Consider the following 16994-nt stretch of genomic DNA (forward strand, 5'->3'; position numbering starts at 1 on the left):
AATCTTCAGCGTAAAAATCTTCAGGTTACAGGAGTACAGACCTACCTGAAGAAAGGAAGGGGACGGTCTGAACTATAATATCTTCTTCAGAAAAGCTCCACTGCACCTGCCGCTTCGCCGTTCACGACATAATAGGCCCTGCCTTCTTCCGCCTTGACATAGATTTCGAGAGATGTGATTTCCTGAACTGCGACAGCATCCTGAACCTTCTGGACAACAGCATCATATGTGATCCCATTATCGGCTTTATTCTGAATCACGAAGTTCGGAACGACTGCTTTCTTCCCGGGCTTCCTGGTGCGCTTCGGCTTCTCTGCAGCAGCCTCACCCTCAGAAGCGGTCTCTTTTTTCGCAAGAGATTTGCGCGTGCGCTTCGGCTTCTCTGCAACAGCCTCACCCTCAGAAGCGGCCTCCTTTTTAGCGCGGGGTTTGCGCGTGCGCTTCGGTTTTTCAAGTGTGGGTTCTGCAGTAGCAGCTTCAGCCCCGGGAATCCCGGAAGGCTCTTCGGCCTCCTGAAGAGCCTGCATCTCCCTCATTGCTTCTTCCAGAGCTCTGTATTCAATCTCCGCAAGTTCTTCTCTTGTCTTTTTTGCCATTATCTGTGCCTCCTTTGTCAGAAATTGAGTAACCCCTTGAATTTCCGGACAGCCGCCTGCTTTTTTCAGGTATCATAGTCTGTAGCAGGAGGATCAGGATTGTCCACGGGGGGTTATAATTCTATTTAAAAAGTTTTGAATGTACTAACTGTATATATTGAACACTTTTCTGTCAAGTAAAGAGCACAGACATCAGCTGACATCACCGGCTGCCCCCACGGAAAGCTTTACCGGCTGCGTCCACGGAAATCATCACCGACTCCCTCCCGGGAAAAAACACCGGCTGCGTCACAGAAAAGGCCACCAGCCGCCTCCGCGGAAAACATCACCACATCACCTCTTCGTTCCAGTAAATACCACCTATGCACCCCGGCAAAAAATGAACATTGCGTAAACATAAAAATACGACAGTACAATCTCCCCTCTTTCTGTGGTACAGTAAATCAGAAAGGTAAAACAAAGACAGCAAAGACATAAGGAGCCTTTTATGTACGATTGTCCAAACTGCGGGGGAAACCTGCGCTTCGATATTTCTCTCCAGAAGCTCCACTGCGATTATTGCGGCACCGATCTGGATCCTTATTCCTATGAAAAAAAGAAAGATGCCGTCGAGAGTCAGGTGTTTGAGACAACGGTTTATACCTGTCCGCAGTGCGGCGGGGAGATCATGACCACTAATGTGTCCGCGACGGGGTTCTGCACCTACTGCGGGGCCTCGACGATCCTGGACAGCCGGATCCGGAATGAGAAGAGGCCGGCCCGGATCATCCCTTTCCAGAAGACCAAGGAGGACTGCAAAAAATCTTTTGCCTCCATGATGCGGCGGTCTCTGTATGCGCCGAAGGAACTCAAGAGTTCGGAATATCTGGAAAACTTCCGCGGGATCTATATTCCCTACTGGATGTACGATTTCAAGATCAACCAGATCAAAGGTATGCGCGGCTCAACTTCCGCGAGGCATGGGGATTATATTGTCACAAAGCATTATTCCCTTAACTGCGATATGGACACCTCCTATAATGGTGTCTCCTTCGATGCGTCTTCCTCTCTGGATGACAGCCTGAGTGAGTCCATCGCCCCCTTTGACGCAAACGGGGCAAAGGACTTTACGCCATCCTTCCTCTGCGGTTTTTATGCGGATACGGCGGATGTACCGGCGAACACTTATAAAGGTGATGCGCTTTCTCTCATTGCTGAAGACGTCGTTGACCGGGCAAAGTCCCAGATCTTTCCAGGCAGAGGGGCCGTGACTCCCGCGGACCCGGAGCGTGTCCTGCGGTACAGCAGTTCCAAACCCGCCTGCGCAATGTTTCCCGTCTGGTTCCTGACCTACCGGCACAAAGACCGCGTCGCCTACGCTGTCATGAACGGGCAGACAGGAAAAATCTCCTCTGACCTGCCTATCGTAGAAGGAAAATACCTCGCGGGTTCTCTTATTTTCGCAGTCCCGCTCTTTTTCCTGTTTAATGCGGTACTCACCGTGACCGCCCCCACCGCCCTCCTGCTCACCATGATTCCCGCCGCCGCGGCCGGATTCGCTTTCCTTTCGGAGATCCGCGCGCAGATTGCCCTGGAAGCGCATGAAGGAGACAAGGGATACCAGACTGTCGTCCGCATTGCTCCCGAGGCCAGTGTACAGGAGACAGCACAGGTAACTGTTCAGGAAACAGGTCAGGAGACAGATCAGGATTCGGTTTTTAAAACTGCCCAGGAGGCAACGCAGGAACCTGTCCAGGATTCGGTTCAGGAAACAGCCCGGGAGACAACACAGGAATCCGTTCAGGATTCAGTTCAGGATTCAGCCCAGGAGACAACACAGGAATCTGTCCTGGATTCGGTTCAGAAAACTGCTCAGGAGTCAGCTCAGGATACAGCTCAGGATACAGCTCAGGAAACGATTCAAGAAGCCGGCCCGGAAGACAAAACCACAAAGAATTCTGTAAAGAATCCTGAAAACGATTCTGAAAATAACCCTGCCGGGAAATCAACAAAGAAAACCACAAAGAGTTCTGCAAAAGGCTCTGTTAAGAAGAATGTCAAGAAGGAAAAGAAGAAAAAGGGCGGGAAAAGTTCCCTGACGTTCGCCATACTGGCCATCTGTTACTTTTCCTACTTCATATTCGGATCTATTGATTCCTTTACAGATGTCGTCCGCCTCGCCCTGACTATTGTTCCTGTCCTGCTGGGAATCTGGCTGACTATCCAGAGCATACAGCTGCACCGGGAGCACGGTGCAGCGAAAGCCGGCGTTTTTCCGGGCATCGGCGGTGCCATCCTTGCGCTCGCCGTCGTTGAACTGGTCACCATTTTTCACCCGGTCTCCGACCTCTACTATTACGGTGCGGGAATAGCTTCGATCCTCCTCACCGGCTTCACACTGATTGCGGTCGTCCGCCGCTACAACCTCATGGCAACAAGACCGCTGCCGTCCTTCTTTGACCGGAAAGGGGGTGATGTACGTGGATAAAAAATATAGTATCCTGTGCCGTTCACAGCAGGAAAACAGAGCTGAAGCGAAGTCTCTCCTCACAGCAGCTCTGGTCCTGACCCTGTTTTTTGCTGTAATTCCCTTCCTGCAGATAACGGCAGAAGCCTCCGTTTACAAAAACTCTGAAACCGGCTGGCAGGTCATCGTGGACGACAGGGCGGACCTGTTAACAGACGAGGAGGAATCCCGACTGGCTTCTGAAATGGAGCCGGTCACAGCCTATGGAAACGCTGCCTTTATCAGCTGCTACGCGTCCGGAAGCACTTCCTCCTATGCAAAAGGCCTGTACCGGGATTTATTCGGCTCTGACAGCGGTACTATTTTCATGATCGACATGGAAAACCGCAATATCTGGATCCAGAGCAACGGTGCCATCTACCGCACCATCACCAAATCCTATGCCAATACGATCACGGACAATGTCTATAAATATGCCTCCCGGGGCGACTATTACGGATGCGCCTCCAACGCCTTTTCCCAGATCTGCACCCTGCTGGAGGGCGGACGCATCGCGATGCCGATGAAATACGCCAGCAACGCCCTCCTGGCCCTCGCAGTGTCCCTCCTGGTTAATTTTTACTACGTGTTCTTCTTATCCAGAAGACACGCCCCCTCCCGCAGCAGACTGACCGAAGTCTACCTCAAAAAGTTCCAGTTCGACAATGCAAGCGCCGTTTACACCCACACGACACGTGTCTATGATCCCCCCTCCAAATCCAGCGGCGGCGGTGGCGGCGGTGGAGGTGGCGGAGGAGGTGGCGGCGGTGGCGGCCACTCCTTCTAATGTACCATCTCAATCATTAATGAAAACAACGCACATGTACGGGGGGCAGCGAAAAAGATGGCAAGGAAAATAGCGATCATCATCTGTATTCTGATGACGGGAATGCTGATCTGCATATATCCCGGTGTCCGGGAAACACTACAGGAGACTTTTGAAGGGATAGCAGCGGATGAACAGACGGCGGATGCTGACACAGCCAACGCTCATGCGACCGATGCCCGTGCAGCGGATGAGCAGACGGCGAATGTTCGTGCAGCGGATGCTCATACACCTGATACTTACCTACCTGATGAGGCCGCGACAGATACGTTTGGTGACAGATTCCCCGATTTCCAGAATTATTCTCCGGTGACCGTGATTCCGGAAAATATTTCGCCCGGGTCCGCTGCAGGACAGGTTCTGAACAGCATTATGCCCGGAGATGAATTTGATAAAATAAAGTTGGATGCGAGCGGAAAGAGTCTGTCCTCCGATGATCTCTCCTGGTTCGGCGATGCAGCAGCGGCGGACTTCTCAACAGGTATTGTATATCTGCCCTGCAAAATAGTGGGCGCAGAAGCTGAAGGCGGAGGGATGTCGCCGAAGCAGAGCAAGGCTGTCTGGGGAAGCCTTCTGGCCGGTCTTACTCCGGTTTCCGGGGCAGAAAAAATCTGGTATCGCGAAGATCCAATGACAGAAGATCTCGCCGGAGCCATGGAAGAAGGGCACCTCTTTGAAGCCCTCCTGCAGAAAGCGGATGGCACTGTGGCATTTTCTGTGATGGTGTCAGGACTGCCCTTCCTTATGATCGACCAGACAGACGGGGAAGATATCGTCGACCAGGAAGACCATTCCGGCCAGATCGCGGTATTTCCACTACAGACATTTGATGTTTCCAAAATCCATGCAGGTACAGGTGATGAGAAAGCAGGTGCCGGCTCAGATGCAGAACAGGCCGACGCTGGTGCAGAGAAGACAGATACAAGTGCAGTGGAAACAGATGAAGAAAATACAGAAAAAGCAGATGCAGGTATAGAGAAGGCCGCGTCCGGAGCCGCAGGAGGTCTTGAAAGCATTCTTGAAAATATCGCGGATATTATGGAGACAATCGAGCGTACAGGTACAGGAAGTGCTGCATCCGGAACAACACTATCCTGTCCATGTAGCTTCCATGTGCGCGGAAATTTTGCCGCTTCCATGGATAAGAAGCCCTGGAAGGTATCCCTGAAAAACAAAAACGGAGAACAGCTGAAAGAGAGCATCCTCGGGATGCGAAAGGATGATGACTGGATCCTGAACCCCATGTACTCGGACATGTCGAGGGTGCGCGAGAAAACCGCCTACCAGCTCTGGGAAAAAACCTCTGCCGTGACAGAAACCTATGTGCCCTCCTCCCGCCTGCAGTACGTGGAACTCCTGTTCAACGGATCTTACCATGGAATCTACGGACTGACTGAACCGCTGGACGGCAAACAGGTCGGTCTTTCCGATGGTGATCTCCTCTACAAGATCCGCCAGTGGCCCTGGGAATTTGACTATCTCTCCCTGTACAGTCAAAGGGAAGGAGAGATGGAAGTAGAGAACGGACGCGGCGGTGCAGCCGTCCGGATGACCTATCCCAGGGAATGGACAGAAGCTGCGGACTGGGGGCCGATGGAGGCCTTTCAACAATTTTGCTTCAAGACCCGTGACCTTTCCACCCTGGAGGAAGCAGGAATCGGCTATGACCGCGACAGCGTCATCCAGCTCAGCCTTTTCTGCAGCCTGATTCAGGCGCCGGACAACACCTGGAAAAACTCTATCCTGATTGCAAAAAAGGTGACTGATGAAACAGACCAAAACGGCGATTCAGTTACAGCCGGCCTGCGCTATGTCCTGTACCGCGACACATGGGATCTGAATTACACCTTTGGCGATCATTCAGTAAAACCCGTTGAGATGAGACAGACCGAATTCAGCCTGGACAGAGTCGCCAGTTTTGACACCGGCTATGACTGCACCTATGATTACAGCACCTTCCGGGCTGCGGACAGCAGTGTAAAGCAAAGGACACTGGAACTCTGGACTCTCTGGCGGGAAAACGGCATAACTCCGGAATATCTCTGCGGACTTGCCGACACTGCACTGGAGGAACTCCGCGCCAGTGGTGCACTCTCCCGCGAGATGCAGCGCTGGCCCCAGGATCAGGATCCCGCAGATGCTGTCGAAAATATGAAAGAATGGATCCGTCAGAGATTTGCTTTTCTGGACCGGCACTATGAGCTGACCCATTGATTCCCGCTTCATCGGGATTGACCCATGCCGCGAAAAAACAAAAGCAATACTTCGGTTCCATAAGCACGGGGCATCCATACCGCAAAAAACAAAGCGAAAGAGACAGGGGACAGACCTGTGTCTCCTCCCCGGAGAAAACACAGGGCTGTCCCCTGTCCCTTTTTAAAAGATTTTCTTAAAAGAGATTGACATTATTGTCAGTAAAAATGCCTGTAGAAGGCGAACATGTACTGCTGGTAAATCCCGTTATAGGGTGAATATCGGTCAAAGGGATAACCTTCCGGATACTGCTCTGCCAGGATCCTCTTCATCCAGACGTCGATCGGGAAGGAATCTATATGATGAAGCCCGAAAAGAGATACGCAGCTTGCCACCTTTATACCGACACCGAACAGGCCTGTCAGAGCATCCGTGGCTGCTGCATCATCTGCTTCCCGCAGACTATTTAAATCAATTTTCCCGTCCTCAACCGCTCTGGCAGCGGCGTGGACGTATTTGCAGCGGTATCCCAGCCTGCAGTCCGAAAGTTCCTTCTCCGTGAGGGCTGCCAGCGCCGCGGGTTCGGGGAATGCATAGTATTCCAGTCCTCTTGAATCTGTTTTTTTCTCACCGCAGGTCTCCGACAGCAGTTCCACTGAGCGGCGGATCGCCGGGATGTTCCTGTTCTGGGAAATTATGAAGGTGATCAGCATCTCCCATGGATCCTGCCGCAGGATCCGGATCCCTTTTTCGTGCTCTGCCGCCTCCCACAGAAAGGGGTCCTGAACAGGGTCGATCCTCCTGCGAATGCTCCGATAGTCTTCTTTGAGGTCAAAATAGTCCTGCCAGAAGCGGCTGTATTCGTTCTCTGAGCAATCGAGTTCAAAAAAACCGTTTCCCAAATCAGTAATGTACAGGCAGGATTTCCCTGCAATAATGCGATACGTACAGCTGTCGGTTCCGCATGCGGGAAATGACTGGCTGACAGAAGCAGGGCAGGCAGCATATGCCAAGTCGGTTCCGCGTGCGGGAAATGACTGGCTGACAGATGCAGGACAGGCGGCAGATGCCAAATCGGTTCCGCATGCGGGAAGTACGTGCGCTTCCTGCTTTGTCCAGCGGAAGCATTGGCCGCTGTCGGCAATTCTGTCCAGATTGAAATCGTCGTCTGTCTTTATAAGCAGAGCAGCCATGCGTTTTTCTCCGTCTTAAAGGGGCGCCGCTCCCATCCGTGACGTTATCGGGGTAGTATACACTTTTTCTACGTCTTAAAGGGACACCGAAGGATCACATCAGGCAACCTGCACTCTGTGTCTTCCGGTTCTGTGTCTGTGTCCCACAACAGTCTTCTTTTCTCCGGGTCTTTTGATCAGGATAGAGATCAGGACGGAGGCAGCCACAAATCCGAAAAGGAGTATGAGGGAGCTGTAGAAGGAGTTCGTCCGATCATAGAGTCTTCCTGCGATGACGGTCGCGAAAGATGTAAACAGGGTATTTGTAGGGATGATGGAAAAGTTGATCGAATACCATGTCCTTCCGTAAAAGTCCGCCATAAGGGCAGGGCTGGTAGAACAGAAAGCCCCGTAGGCAAATCCTCCCACCGCGAATCCGATGACGATCAGCGGGAAGAATCCGGTATGGAAGGCATACAGCATCAGCAAAGAAGATAATCCGAAGGTGCCCAGTACCATATGCATGGTGCCCTGGTAGCCGAAGCGGTCAAAGACTGTCCCGTTGCAGATGCGGCCGATCGCGTTCATGATCGAGATCATTCCCACTACTGTTGCGATCGTATTCTCGGACAGGTTTCTGCCCACTTCCTCGGCGATGCCGCTTGCCTGCCCGATCAGAATGAGGCCGGCACCGGTCAGGAGCGAGACCCAGATGTAATACAGCCAGAAGGAGCCTGTGCGCAGCATCTGTGAGGGGGGGATATCGCATGCAGGTTCTCTGTGGTGTTTTTTGGGGGCTGCGCCCGTCTCAATTTCGTTCTGTTCAGGAAAACGGAAAAGAGCTGCGCCCGTCAGAACCGCGGCCAGAAAGAGCAGGGCAAGGATGCGGAGTCCAGTTCCCCAGGCGCGTCCCCCGTCTGCAGGGGCAAATGCCGCAAACAGTTTGCCGGTGATAAAACTGCTGAGTCCATAGGCTGCCAGCAGAAGCCCTGAAACCATCCCCTGCCGGTCCGGGAACCAGGCGGAAACTGTGCTGACAACAGAATTATAACACAGTCCGGTCGCCAGTCCACACATAGCGCCATAACCGATGTAGAGCTGCAGAGGGGTCTGTGCCAGGGTGGCAATGACCATGCCGCACGGATAGAGAATGGCAGCCGCGAGCATGATCGGACGCGGTCCGGTCTTTTTGATGAGGAAACCGCTGACCAGACCTCCCAGCGCGTAAACCATCATCGTGACAGTAAAAGTCATTGACAGGGTCTGTGCGTTCCAGGACGGGAATGTCGCGGAAATTGACTCTGAAATAATGCTCCATGCGTAGATCGTGCCAGCCAGGAACATGATCACAAATCCAACAGGCAGAAAAATAATACGATTTGTTTTTTTCATAGCTTCTTCTTTGTCCAACCTTCTTTTCTTCTTTGTTCTTCTTTGTCTGATCTCTTCTCTTTTTTGTCAACGTTGAGTATGGTACTCTTCCGACCAGCACAAAAAAACCCGTTTCGGGACAAAGATTGTAAAAATCGGGACAAATGTCCAGCAATGTCAAAGGTCAGAAGAAGGGCTGACCCGCGTCTTTTCACTGATTATCCTGTAAATTTTCCTGTAAATCCTGTAAAAAGAAGCCGCCACAGATCAGTGTGACGGCTTCTCCTGTATTTTATAGTTTGTTCATTGCCCCGTTAATGGCAATACCGGGTTATCAGAGGCAATAATCTCTTACAGCTGGGGACCGGCAGAAACGAGAGCCTTGCCTGCATCGTTGCCGGTGTACTTGACAAAGTTCTTGATGAAGCGGTCTGCCAGGTCTTTTGCCTTCACTTCCCATTCCGCGGGGGTGGCATAAGTGTCGCGGGGATCGAGGATCGCGGGATCAACGCCGGGCAGCTCAGTGGGAACTTCGAAGTTGAAGATCGGGATGTTCTTGGTGGGTGCCTTGAGGACATCGCCGTTAAGGATCGCGTCGATGATGCCGCGGGTATCCTTGATGGAGATGCGCTTGCCGGTGCCGTTCCAGCCGGTGTTCACGAGGTAAGCCTTGGCGCCGCTCTTCTGCATACGCTTGACAAGCTCCTCACCGTACTTGGTGGGATGGAGCTCCAGGAATGCCTGGCCGAAGCATGCGGAGAAGGTAGGGGTGGGCTCTGTGATGCCGCGCTCTGTGCCTGCGAGCTTTGCTGTGAAGCCGGACAGGAAGTAATACTGGGTCTGCTCGGGGGTCAGGATAGAGACCGGAGGCAGTACGCCGAAAGCGTCAGCGGAAAGGAAGATCACGTTCTCAGCGGCAGGGCCTGCGGAGATCGGGTTGACCTTCAGGACGATGTTCTCGATGTGGCTGAGCGGATAGGAGACACGGGTGTTCTCTGTGACGCTCTTGTCCGCGAAATCGATCTTGCCGGCAGCGTCCACGGTGACGTTCTCGAGGAGGGCGTCGCGGGTGATGGCGTTGTAGATGTCGGGCTCGGATTCCTTGTCAAGGTTGATGACCTTGGCATAGCAGCCGCCCTCGTAGTTGAAGACGCCGGAATCGTCCCAGCCGTGCTCGTCGTCGCCGATGAGGAGACGCTTGGGGTCGGTGGAAAGGGTGGTCTTGCCGGTGCCGGACAGGCCGAAGAAGACAGCGGTGTTCTTGCCTTCCTTATCGGTGTTGGCGGAGCAGTGCATGGAAGCAATGCCCTTGAGCGGCAGATAGTAGTTCATCATGGAGAAGAGGCCCTTCTTCATCTCGCCGCCGTACCAGGTGTTAAGGATGACCTGCTCACGGCTGGTGATGTTGAAGAGGACTGCGGTCTCGGAGTGAAGGCCGAGCTCTTTATAGTTCTCAACTTTCGCCTTGGAAGCGTTGTAGCAGACGAAATCGGGCTCGAAGTTCTCAAGCTCCTCTGCCGTGGGAACGATGAACATATTCTTGACAAAGTGTGCCTGCCATGCGACTTCGACGATGAAGCGGATCGCCATGCGGGAATCCTTGTTGGCGCCGCAGAATGCATCGACGACGAAAAGACGCTTGTTGGAGAGTTCCTTCAGAGCGAGCGCTTTGCAGGCTGCCCATGTCTCCTGGGAGGCAGGGTGGTTGTCGTTCGGATACTCATCGCTGGTCCACCAGACGGTGTCCTTGGAGTTTTCATCCATAACGATAAATTTATCCTTGGGAGAACGGCCGGTGTAAATGCCGGTCATGACATTGACAGCGCCCAGCTCAGTCTCGACACCTTTGTCAAAGCCCTCAAGGTCTTTGTTCATTTCTTCATTGTAAAGAAACTCATAGGAAGGGTTGTGGACGATCTCGGTTACGCCTGTGATACCATACTTTGTCAGATCAAGATTTGCCATTCTAGTACCTCTTTCTGGAATTCTATTTCCGGCTTCTATAGTTAATTATAAGTTAATTATAAAAAAGTAAATTATAAAAACTACCTGTACGTCAGCGGGACTTTTCACACAGTAGTCGGGAAAAATCACGCGGATTTTCGGAAATAATTAAGCAGCGGTTCTTTAGTTCCTGTGTCATTATATACAGAACACAGCCTGAACGCAACTGATAGAACCGACTTAATTACCTGTCCGGGCATATTCAGTTTTATTTTGAACTGTTTTTGCTGTTTTGTCTACTCCCGTCTGCTATACTCAACTTTTCCTCAATTTTCAGTCAATTTTAAGCCATTTTTCACATTTTAAACCATATCAAAATCAGACACCCCTAAAAATCAAAGTTGTCCTTGACAAGGGGTACACTTCAAAATCATATTTTGTTTCCCCCTGCTTCAGATCACCTCCTTCATGGAGTGGTCAAGGGCCTCGACGATGGTCGGGACGACCAGGGTGACCCGGTCCTGAAGTTCCTTCGGTGCGTAGGGGAAGGTATAGGAAACATCGGAGGCTTCGATCAGGGGCAGATCGTTCATGGAGTCTCCTATGCCGTAGAGACGGATGTCTCCGTATTCTTTTTTCATATATTCACGGAGGAAGCGGACGCCTTCGCCCTTGGAACAGCCCTTGGGCGCGATGTCGATCTCGATGACGTTCTGGAAGGCGTTGACGGCGTCGCCGAACTCGGCATTGATCTCAGCGGCCATGCGGGCGGCGTCTTCCAGGCACTCTGTGTGGATGGAGACCTGGTGGATCAGGCCTTGGGGAGCATCCTCTACACCTGTGATGATGTAATATTTTCCGGGATAATCCATTTCATTGAAGACGCAGATATCGCCCTCAACATCAAGGGTAAAGCGGAAGTTATCGACACCGTATTTTTTGATGATGGCATCAGCGACTCCGGGATCGACACCCCTCTTGCGGATCTCTTTAAACTGAGTGTCCACGATGTTGGCGCCGCTGCTGGTAATATAGAAATCCGGCTCCACAAACCCGGTGATGAAGGGAGTGAGACCGCCGACCTGACGGCCGGTGCACAGGCCGAAAAGATTGCCCGCAGCCTGATATTTGCGAATCTTGGCCACATTTTCCGCAGGAAGTTTCCTGTCATCTTCGGCGAGGTAGAAATAAAGTGTGCCGTCAAAATCACTGGCAAAAACTTTTTTCATGATCAATTCCTATCCTTTTTTATTATTTCATCACAGATGCAGGTCAGATGACAAAATCATCCTTTACAGAAGGGGCCAGCCTGTAGATCTTAACACCGGCTCCGTCTGTGACGGTGTAGTGGAATTCCTCCGTTTCGGGGTAGGAGTGGGTGGTAAAGACGGCTTCGCCGTCGTTGACGAAGTATTCGGTGGAACTGCGGTCAACGAAAACGCGTAGGCTCCTCAGCGGGTTCTCGAGAGGCATGTCCAGGACCTCGCCGACAGCCATATTGAAGCGCTTGTTGAGGCCTGTCCGGTCGATCGTGCAGGTCTTTGAGGCAGCGTCGTAGTGGAGGCGTAGGCCGCCTGTACCGTTGACTTTGGTGTAGAGGTTAAAATCAAAGTCCTGAGTCTCAATGTCCGGGCCGGCGCCACGATTTACGAGAATCTCGCAGGCAGGCGGCAGGGTGCCGTCGGCGGGAGCTTCGCCGTCGCGGAGCTCTTCAATGCCGGAAATGGGGGTCTGGAGCAGCTTTCCGTCTTTAATGCGGAGCTCGCGGGGCAGACTCATGCTGCCCTCCCAGTCCTCTTCCTCCGTCGGGTAGTGGTTGTCCGGCAGGCCGATCCAGCCGATGAGGATGGCCTTGTCGGGATCTCCGACATTGGAGGCGCCCTGGGCGGCATAAAAGTCAAAGCCGTAGTCGAGATGCCTGTAGCCGGAGGCAGGGGTGAAGGTCAGGGTGTCATAATCCATCTTCCCGATCAGATAGACATTGTGATTGGTGCTCTCTGAACGCCCCGGAAGCTTTGTGTACTGAGGGGAGAAGATCAGGACGTCATAACCGCTGATGTTGACAATATAGGGGCACTCCCACATACCGCCAAAGTCCTCGAAGCCGACCACATTCAGCTGTCCCGCAAAAGACCAGCCGGAAAGAAGATCTTCGGACTGATAAATGAGGACAGTGCCCTTCTTGTCGAGGGTCTGGGCTCCTATAAATATGTAGTATCTGTTCTTTTCTTCGTTGTAAACGACCTTGGGATCACGCTGATGCTCGCTGTAGTCATCGCGGGGGCCGAAAAGAGGTTCCGGGAGCTTCTCGGGCCTTCCGTCGGCCCCGAGCTTCGCGGCGCAGGTATAGGGGGTGCGCACCCAGTTCTCGTCGCGGTGGTTCCCCGTATAGAAGAAATAGAGGTCGTCGCCCGCACAGATCGCGCTGCCGGAATGCGTGCCCTTATTATCATAAAAAGTGTCCGGCTTTAAGCCCACACCCGCGTTGGACCAGTGCACAAGATCCGGAGAGGTCACGTGGTACCAGTATTTCAGACCGTGCACAGCACCCCAGGGGCACCACTGATAAAACAGATGCCAGGTTCCCTTGTGACAGGTAAAACCGTTGGGATCACTCGAAAGACCGGTCACAGGCTGTACATGATATGTCTGCCTGTAAACTGATTTGCTGATCCGTTCATACAAATCCCTGACATCTTCAGGGCTTTCCAGCACCCTGTAGCGTTCCTCCTGTGTCCATTCTCTCATGACCTGTCCCTGCCTCCTTTCTGCTTCGCTGCCTGCATGGCGGCAGCCCCGCCAGTATTATTTCCACAGAAAAATCATATCGGAATCATTTCTACAGGAAAATTATATTGGATTATTACCACAGAAAAATTATACCGAAATTCTGTTTTTTATACAATTCATATTACATGTCTCAAAATGGAAAAACCGGGAAGTATTGTTCATGCCTCCATAAGTAAAGACGGAGCGGCTGAATAACTCTCCTCTGGTCTGGATGACTTAGTCTTGCGGGCTTAAATTTTTTGGCATATACTGACAAAAGAAGGGCTTCAGGAATTGAATTTTCCTGATATAATCGCTGTACAGATACTGTACAGATATAAGCAGAACAGCTATAAGCAGTTATAAGCAGTAAAAACACTGTACAGCTTTTTCAGCCCGCTTTTGATCTATTTGTCATCACAGGGACTTCTGGAATGAAATTCAACAAAAACCTTTTAAAAGAAAAATGGGTGGCCTATACCATCGCTCTGTGCACTGCCGTGCTTTTGTATATGGTCCTGACACATCTGGGGGCCATAGGGGGAATACTGGGTAAACTGTGGAAGGTCTGCTCTCCGGTAATCATGGCCTTTGTGATCGCGTTTGTGCTGGACCCCCTGGTGAAGATCTACACAAACTATGTCTTTAATGGTATTTCCTCTGACCGTCTGCGGCACAATCTGTCCGTGATCCTTTCTTTTGTGACAGTGATCGTGTTTTTTACGATCCTGATGGTCGCTCTGGTGCCTCAGATCGTAGACAGCGCGGTGACCTTTGCGGGAAACCTGAACAGCTATGTCCGGTCCTTTCAGGGTCTTATGCGGCAGCTCAACCGGTTCGCCTTAAATCACGACATTGACCTGTCCCAGTTCATCACATCCAGTGACGAGCTCCTGCAGTCGATCACCAGGACCCTTCCGGATAATCTGAACAAAATCGTCAACGTTTCCTATGGATTCGGCACAAAGCTTTTTGACTGGATCATCTCTATCATTCTCGCAGTCTATCTGATGATGGACGGCGCCACGCTCAAGGTCGGTTTCGTTCGTCTGATGCGCGTGCTCCTTCCGGACTCTGTCTACGAAAATACGGTCTCTGTATGGAGCCGCTGCAACAAGATTCTCGTACAGTACATTGCTTTTGATATCCTGGACGGCATGATCATCGGCACGCTCAACTGGATCTTCATGCTGATCATGAAGATGCCCTATGTCGCGGTCGTCTCGGTGATCGTCGGAGTGACCAACCTGGCACCCACTTTCGGACCGTTAGTTGGCGCACTGCTGGGCAGCTTTATTCTGGTGCTCGCCAATCCGGTGGCCGCACTGTGGTTTCTTTTGTTTACTGTAATCCTCCAGACGGTCGACGGATATATCCTGAAACCCAGACTGTTCGGTGAAAGCCTCGGAGTTTCCTCTGTATGGATCCTGATTTCCCTCATCATAGGAGGCCGGCTGCTCGGAGTGCCGGGGATCCTTCTGGCGATTCCTTTCGCCGCCATAGGAGACTTCCTCTATCACGATTACATTCTCAACAGGCTTGAAGAGCAGAAGCTGGCGCAGGATCTTCTGAGGGCCAATATAGAGATGACGTCCAAAAAGACCGCTGCGGAAATAGCCGGAGAGATCAGCCGGGCTGCTTCCGCAAGAGCCAATGCGGTGAAGGCAGGGCTGCTCAGATCCAAAAAGGAAGAGGTTCCGGATCCACATCCGGATTCAGATACGGCCGCGCAGCCGGGACAGGAAGATAAACAAAGAATGGATCCTGCAGCGGGATTTGAAGAACCGGATGCCACAACAGACCCTGGAGAAGCAGATTCCTCAACAGACCCTGACGAGGCAGATTCCTCAACAGACCCTGAGGAAGTAGATTCCTCAACAAATCCTAAAGAAGTAAATTCCTCAACAGACCCTGACGAGGCGGCTGAAAAGAGCTCCAGATAAAAAGAGACAAGCCTCTCACGATCAAGGGGGGAGCAGTATGGATTTCAAGTGGACGAGAGAGCCGAAGCAATACAGCATTACAGATGAGACGATCAGGATAAAGACCGAACCGCATACCGATCTGTGGCAGAGGACCTATTATCACTTCCGAAACGATAATGCACCGGTTCTGCAAATAGAAACAGAAGAGAAGTTTTTTTCTTTTATTGTCAAAACAGATTTTTCAGGCTCGCACCATCGCTTTGACCAATGCGGCATCGTCATGTATCTGGACAGTGAAAACTGGATGAAGGGATCCGTTGAGTATGAGAATGACCGGTTTCAGAATCTCGGTTCTGTGGTCACGAATCATGGCTATTCCGACTGGGCAACAACCGAAATTCCTGCTGATGTAAAAGTGATGTGGTACCGCTTCAGCCGCCGGGAAGATGATTACTGTATCGAATGCTCTCCGGATGGGAAGACCTTCTCTCAAATGCGAGTCTGTCATATGTGGGAGGGCTCCGGCAAGATCCGCTTTGGCATCTACGCCTGCAGCCCGGAAAATTCCAGCTTTACAGCTGTGTTTACCGACATGCAGATCACAGAATGCGCATGGAAAGCCCATGACGGGCAGAAGCCGGATGAAGAAGCCGGACAGTGAGGGACCTTATTCACCTCCCTTTTGAAAGTCCCGGACTATTAAATTAAAAAAGCCCTGGATCAAATCGCTTTCAATGCACTGGATCAGATCATTATACTTTCGAAGTTCTTGGTCATTTTACTTTCAGGCGCTGGTAAATGTCCCGCCGGCTGAGGCCTCTGTCGGCAGCGACTCTGCGCATGGCTTCTTTCTGGGAAAGTCCCTGATCAAGATATTGCTGCATGTGCTCTTCCAGGGGCATCTCTTCAAATACAGCCTGTTTTTTTTCAATGAGCCTGGCCGGATCCGCACCCTCTATGACGAGGACGTATTCGCCGCGGGGCTCATTTTCTTCGTAATAGCGGACCGCTTCGGGCAGGGTGAGGGGCATGGCCTCCTCAAAGCGTTTGGTCAGCTCACGGCAGAGCGTGATTCTGCGGCTGCCGAGTGTTTCGGCAAGTTCAGCCAGCGTGGCGCGCAGGTGGTGGGGCGCCTCATACAGGATCGTAGTGCGTTCCTCGTCCTTAAGTTGGCCGAGGATCCTTTTGCGCTCCTTCTTTTCAGAGGGAAGAAACCCTTCAAAACAGAAGCGCCGGGCGGACATGCCTGACATGGTGAGGGCTGTGATCAGGGCACAGGCGCCGGGAAGGGAGGTGACCCGGATACCCTCTTCGATACAGAGGGCTGCTAGTACCTCTCCGGGGTCTGATATCGCAGGTGTCCCGGCATCCGTGACAAGAGCGATATTCTCACCGCGGTGCAGTCGATCCAGGAGTTCCCTGGCTTTTTCATATTTATTGTGCTCATGATAACTGGTCATGGGCTTTTTAATCTCAAAATGATTGAGGAGGCGCAGGGTATTGCGTGTGTCCTCTGCGGCGATCAGGTCCGCCTCCCGAAGAGTATCGAGGACACGAAGGGTGATGTCCCCGAGATTACCAATCGGGGTCGCGCACAAATATAGGGTTCCCGGCATTTTAGTTTTTTCTCCTGCTGTATTTTCTCTTTCTTTTTTATTGTCTCTATTGTCCTGTCTGTCTTTGTATTTCCTTGTTGTTTTTGGGTATTTCCTT

At 51.9% G+C, this 16994-nt stretch carries 12 protein-coding genes; 5 read left to right on the forward strand and 7 right to left on the reverse strand.

Features of this window, described 5'->3' with window-relative positions:
- Positions 1-86 precede the first annotated feature (86 nt).
- Complete coding sequence (locus BLT02_RS05400; protein WP_092992350.1) at positions 87-596, reverse strand: DUF6465 family protein; 510 nt, start codon at positions 594-596, stop codon at positions 87-89.
- 487 nt (positions 597-1083) lie between these two features.
- On the opposite strand from BLT02_RS05400, the gene BLT02_RS05405 reads away from it, so the two are divergent.
- Genes BLT02_RS05405 through BLT02_RS05415 form a run of 3 tightly spaced genes read left to right on the forward strand, consistent with a single transcriptional unit; the run spans position 1084 to position 6121 of the window.
- Positions 1084-3063, forward strand: a complete 1980-nt coding sequence (locus tag BLT02_RS05405) for a zinc ribbon domain-containing protein (protein ID WP_092992352.1) — start codon at positions 1084-1086, stop codon at positions 3061-3063.
- On the forward strand, positions 3056-3868 hold the full coding sequence (locus BLT02_RS17095; protein WP_175453704.1) for a TPM domain-containing protein: 813 nt from the start codon (positions 3056-3058) through the stop codon (positions 3866-3868). The genes BLT02_RS05405 and BLT02_RS17095 overlap by 8 nt, the downstream gene beginning before the upstream one ends.
- Positions 3869-3925: 57 nt before the next feature.
- Complete coding sequence (locus BLT02_RS05415) at positions 3926-6121, forward strand: CotH kinase family protein (RefSeq protein ID WP_092992356.1); 2196 nt, start codon at positions 3926-3928, stop codon at positions 6119-6121.
- Positions 6122-6318: 197 nt separating this feature from the next.
- Here BLT02_RS05415 and BLT02_RS05420 read toward each other — a convergent pair whose 3' ends face one another.
- The 5 genes from BLT02_RS05420 to BLT02_RS05440 all read right to left on the reverse strand — a co-directional run bounded on the left by BLT02_RS05420 (position 6319) and on the right by BLT02_RS05440 (position 13335).
- Entirely contained in the window at positions 6319-7293 is a 975-nt protein-coding gene (locus tag BLT02_RS05420) for a DNA-3-methyladenine glycosylase 2 (protein ID WP_092992358.1), read from the reverse strand.
- A 99-nt stretch (positions 7294-7392) separates the two neighbouring features.
- Positions 7393-8664, reverse strand: a complete 1272-nt coding sequence (locus tag BLT02_RS05425) for an MFS transporter (RefSeq protein ID WP_139187432.1) — start codon at positions 8662-8664, stop codon at positions 7393-7395.
- A 330-nt stretch (positions 8665-8994) separates the two neighbouring features.
- Complete coding sequence (gene pckA / locus BLT02_RS05430) at positions 8995-10608, reverse strand: phosphoenolpyruvate carboxykinase (ATP) (RefSeq protein ID WP_092992362.1); 1614 nt, start codon at positions 10606-10608, stop codon at positions 8995-8997.
- Between the two features lie 431 nt (positions 10609-11039).
- A complete protein-coding gene (locus tag BLT02_RS05435) occupies positions 11040-11816 on the reverse strand; it encodes an HAD-IIB family hydrolase (protein WP_092992364.1) in 777 nt (258 codons plus the stop codon).
- Positions 11817-11859: 43 nt separating this feature from the next.
- A complete protein-coding gene (locus tag BLT02_RS05440; protein ID WP_092992366.1) occupies positions 11860-13335 on the reverse strand; it encodes a sucrose-6-phosphate hydrolase in 1476 nt (491 codons plus the stop codon).
- Between the two features lie 455 nt (positions 13336-13790).
- Between BLT02_RS05440 and BLT02_RS05445 the strand changes: the two genes are divergently transcribed.
- Together BLT02_RS05445 and BLT02_RS05450 are read left to right on the forward strand one after the other, a co-directional pair.
- On the forward strand, positions 13791-15299 hold the full coding sequence (locus BLT02_RS05445; RefSeq protein WP_092992368.1) for an AI-2E family transporter: 1509 nt from the start codon (positions 13791-13793) through the stop codon (positions 15297-15299).
- A 37-nt stretch (positions 15300-15336) separates the two neighbouring features.
- Positions 15337-15942, forward strand: a complete 606-nt coding sequence (locus BLT02_RS05450; RefSeq protein ID WP_092992370.1) for a DUF1349 domain-containing protein — start codon at positions 15337-15339, stop codon at positions 15940-15942.
- 112 nt (positions 15943-16054) lie between these two features.
- Here the strand turns inward: BLT02_RS05450 and rsmI are convergent, their stop codons facing one another.
- A complete protein-coding gene (gene rsmI / locus BLT02_RS05455; protein ID WP_092992372.1) occupies positions 16055-16897 on the reverse strand; it encodes a 16S rRNA (cytidine(1402)-2'-O)-methyltransferase in 843 nt (280 codons plus the stop codon).
- Positions 16898-16994 lie beyond the last annotated feature (97 nt).

The sequence above is a fragment of the Sarcina sp. DSM 11001 genome, from assembly GCF_900101015.1.
Classification (GTDB): domain Bacteria; phylum Bacillota; class Clostridia; order Lachnospirales; family Lachnospiraceae; genus CAG-791.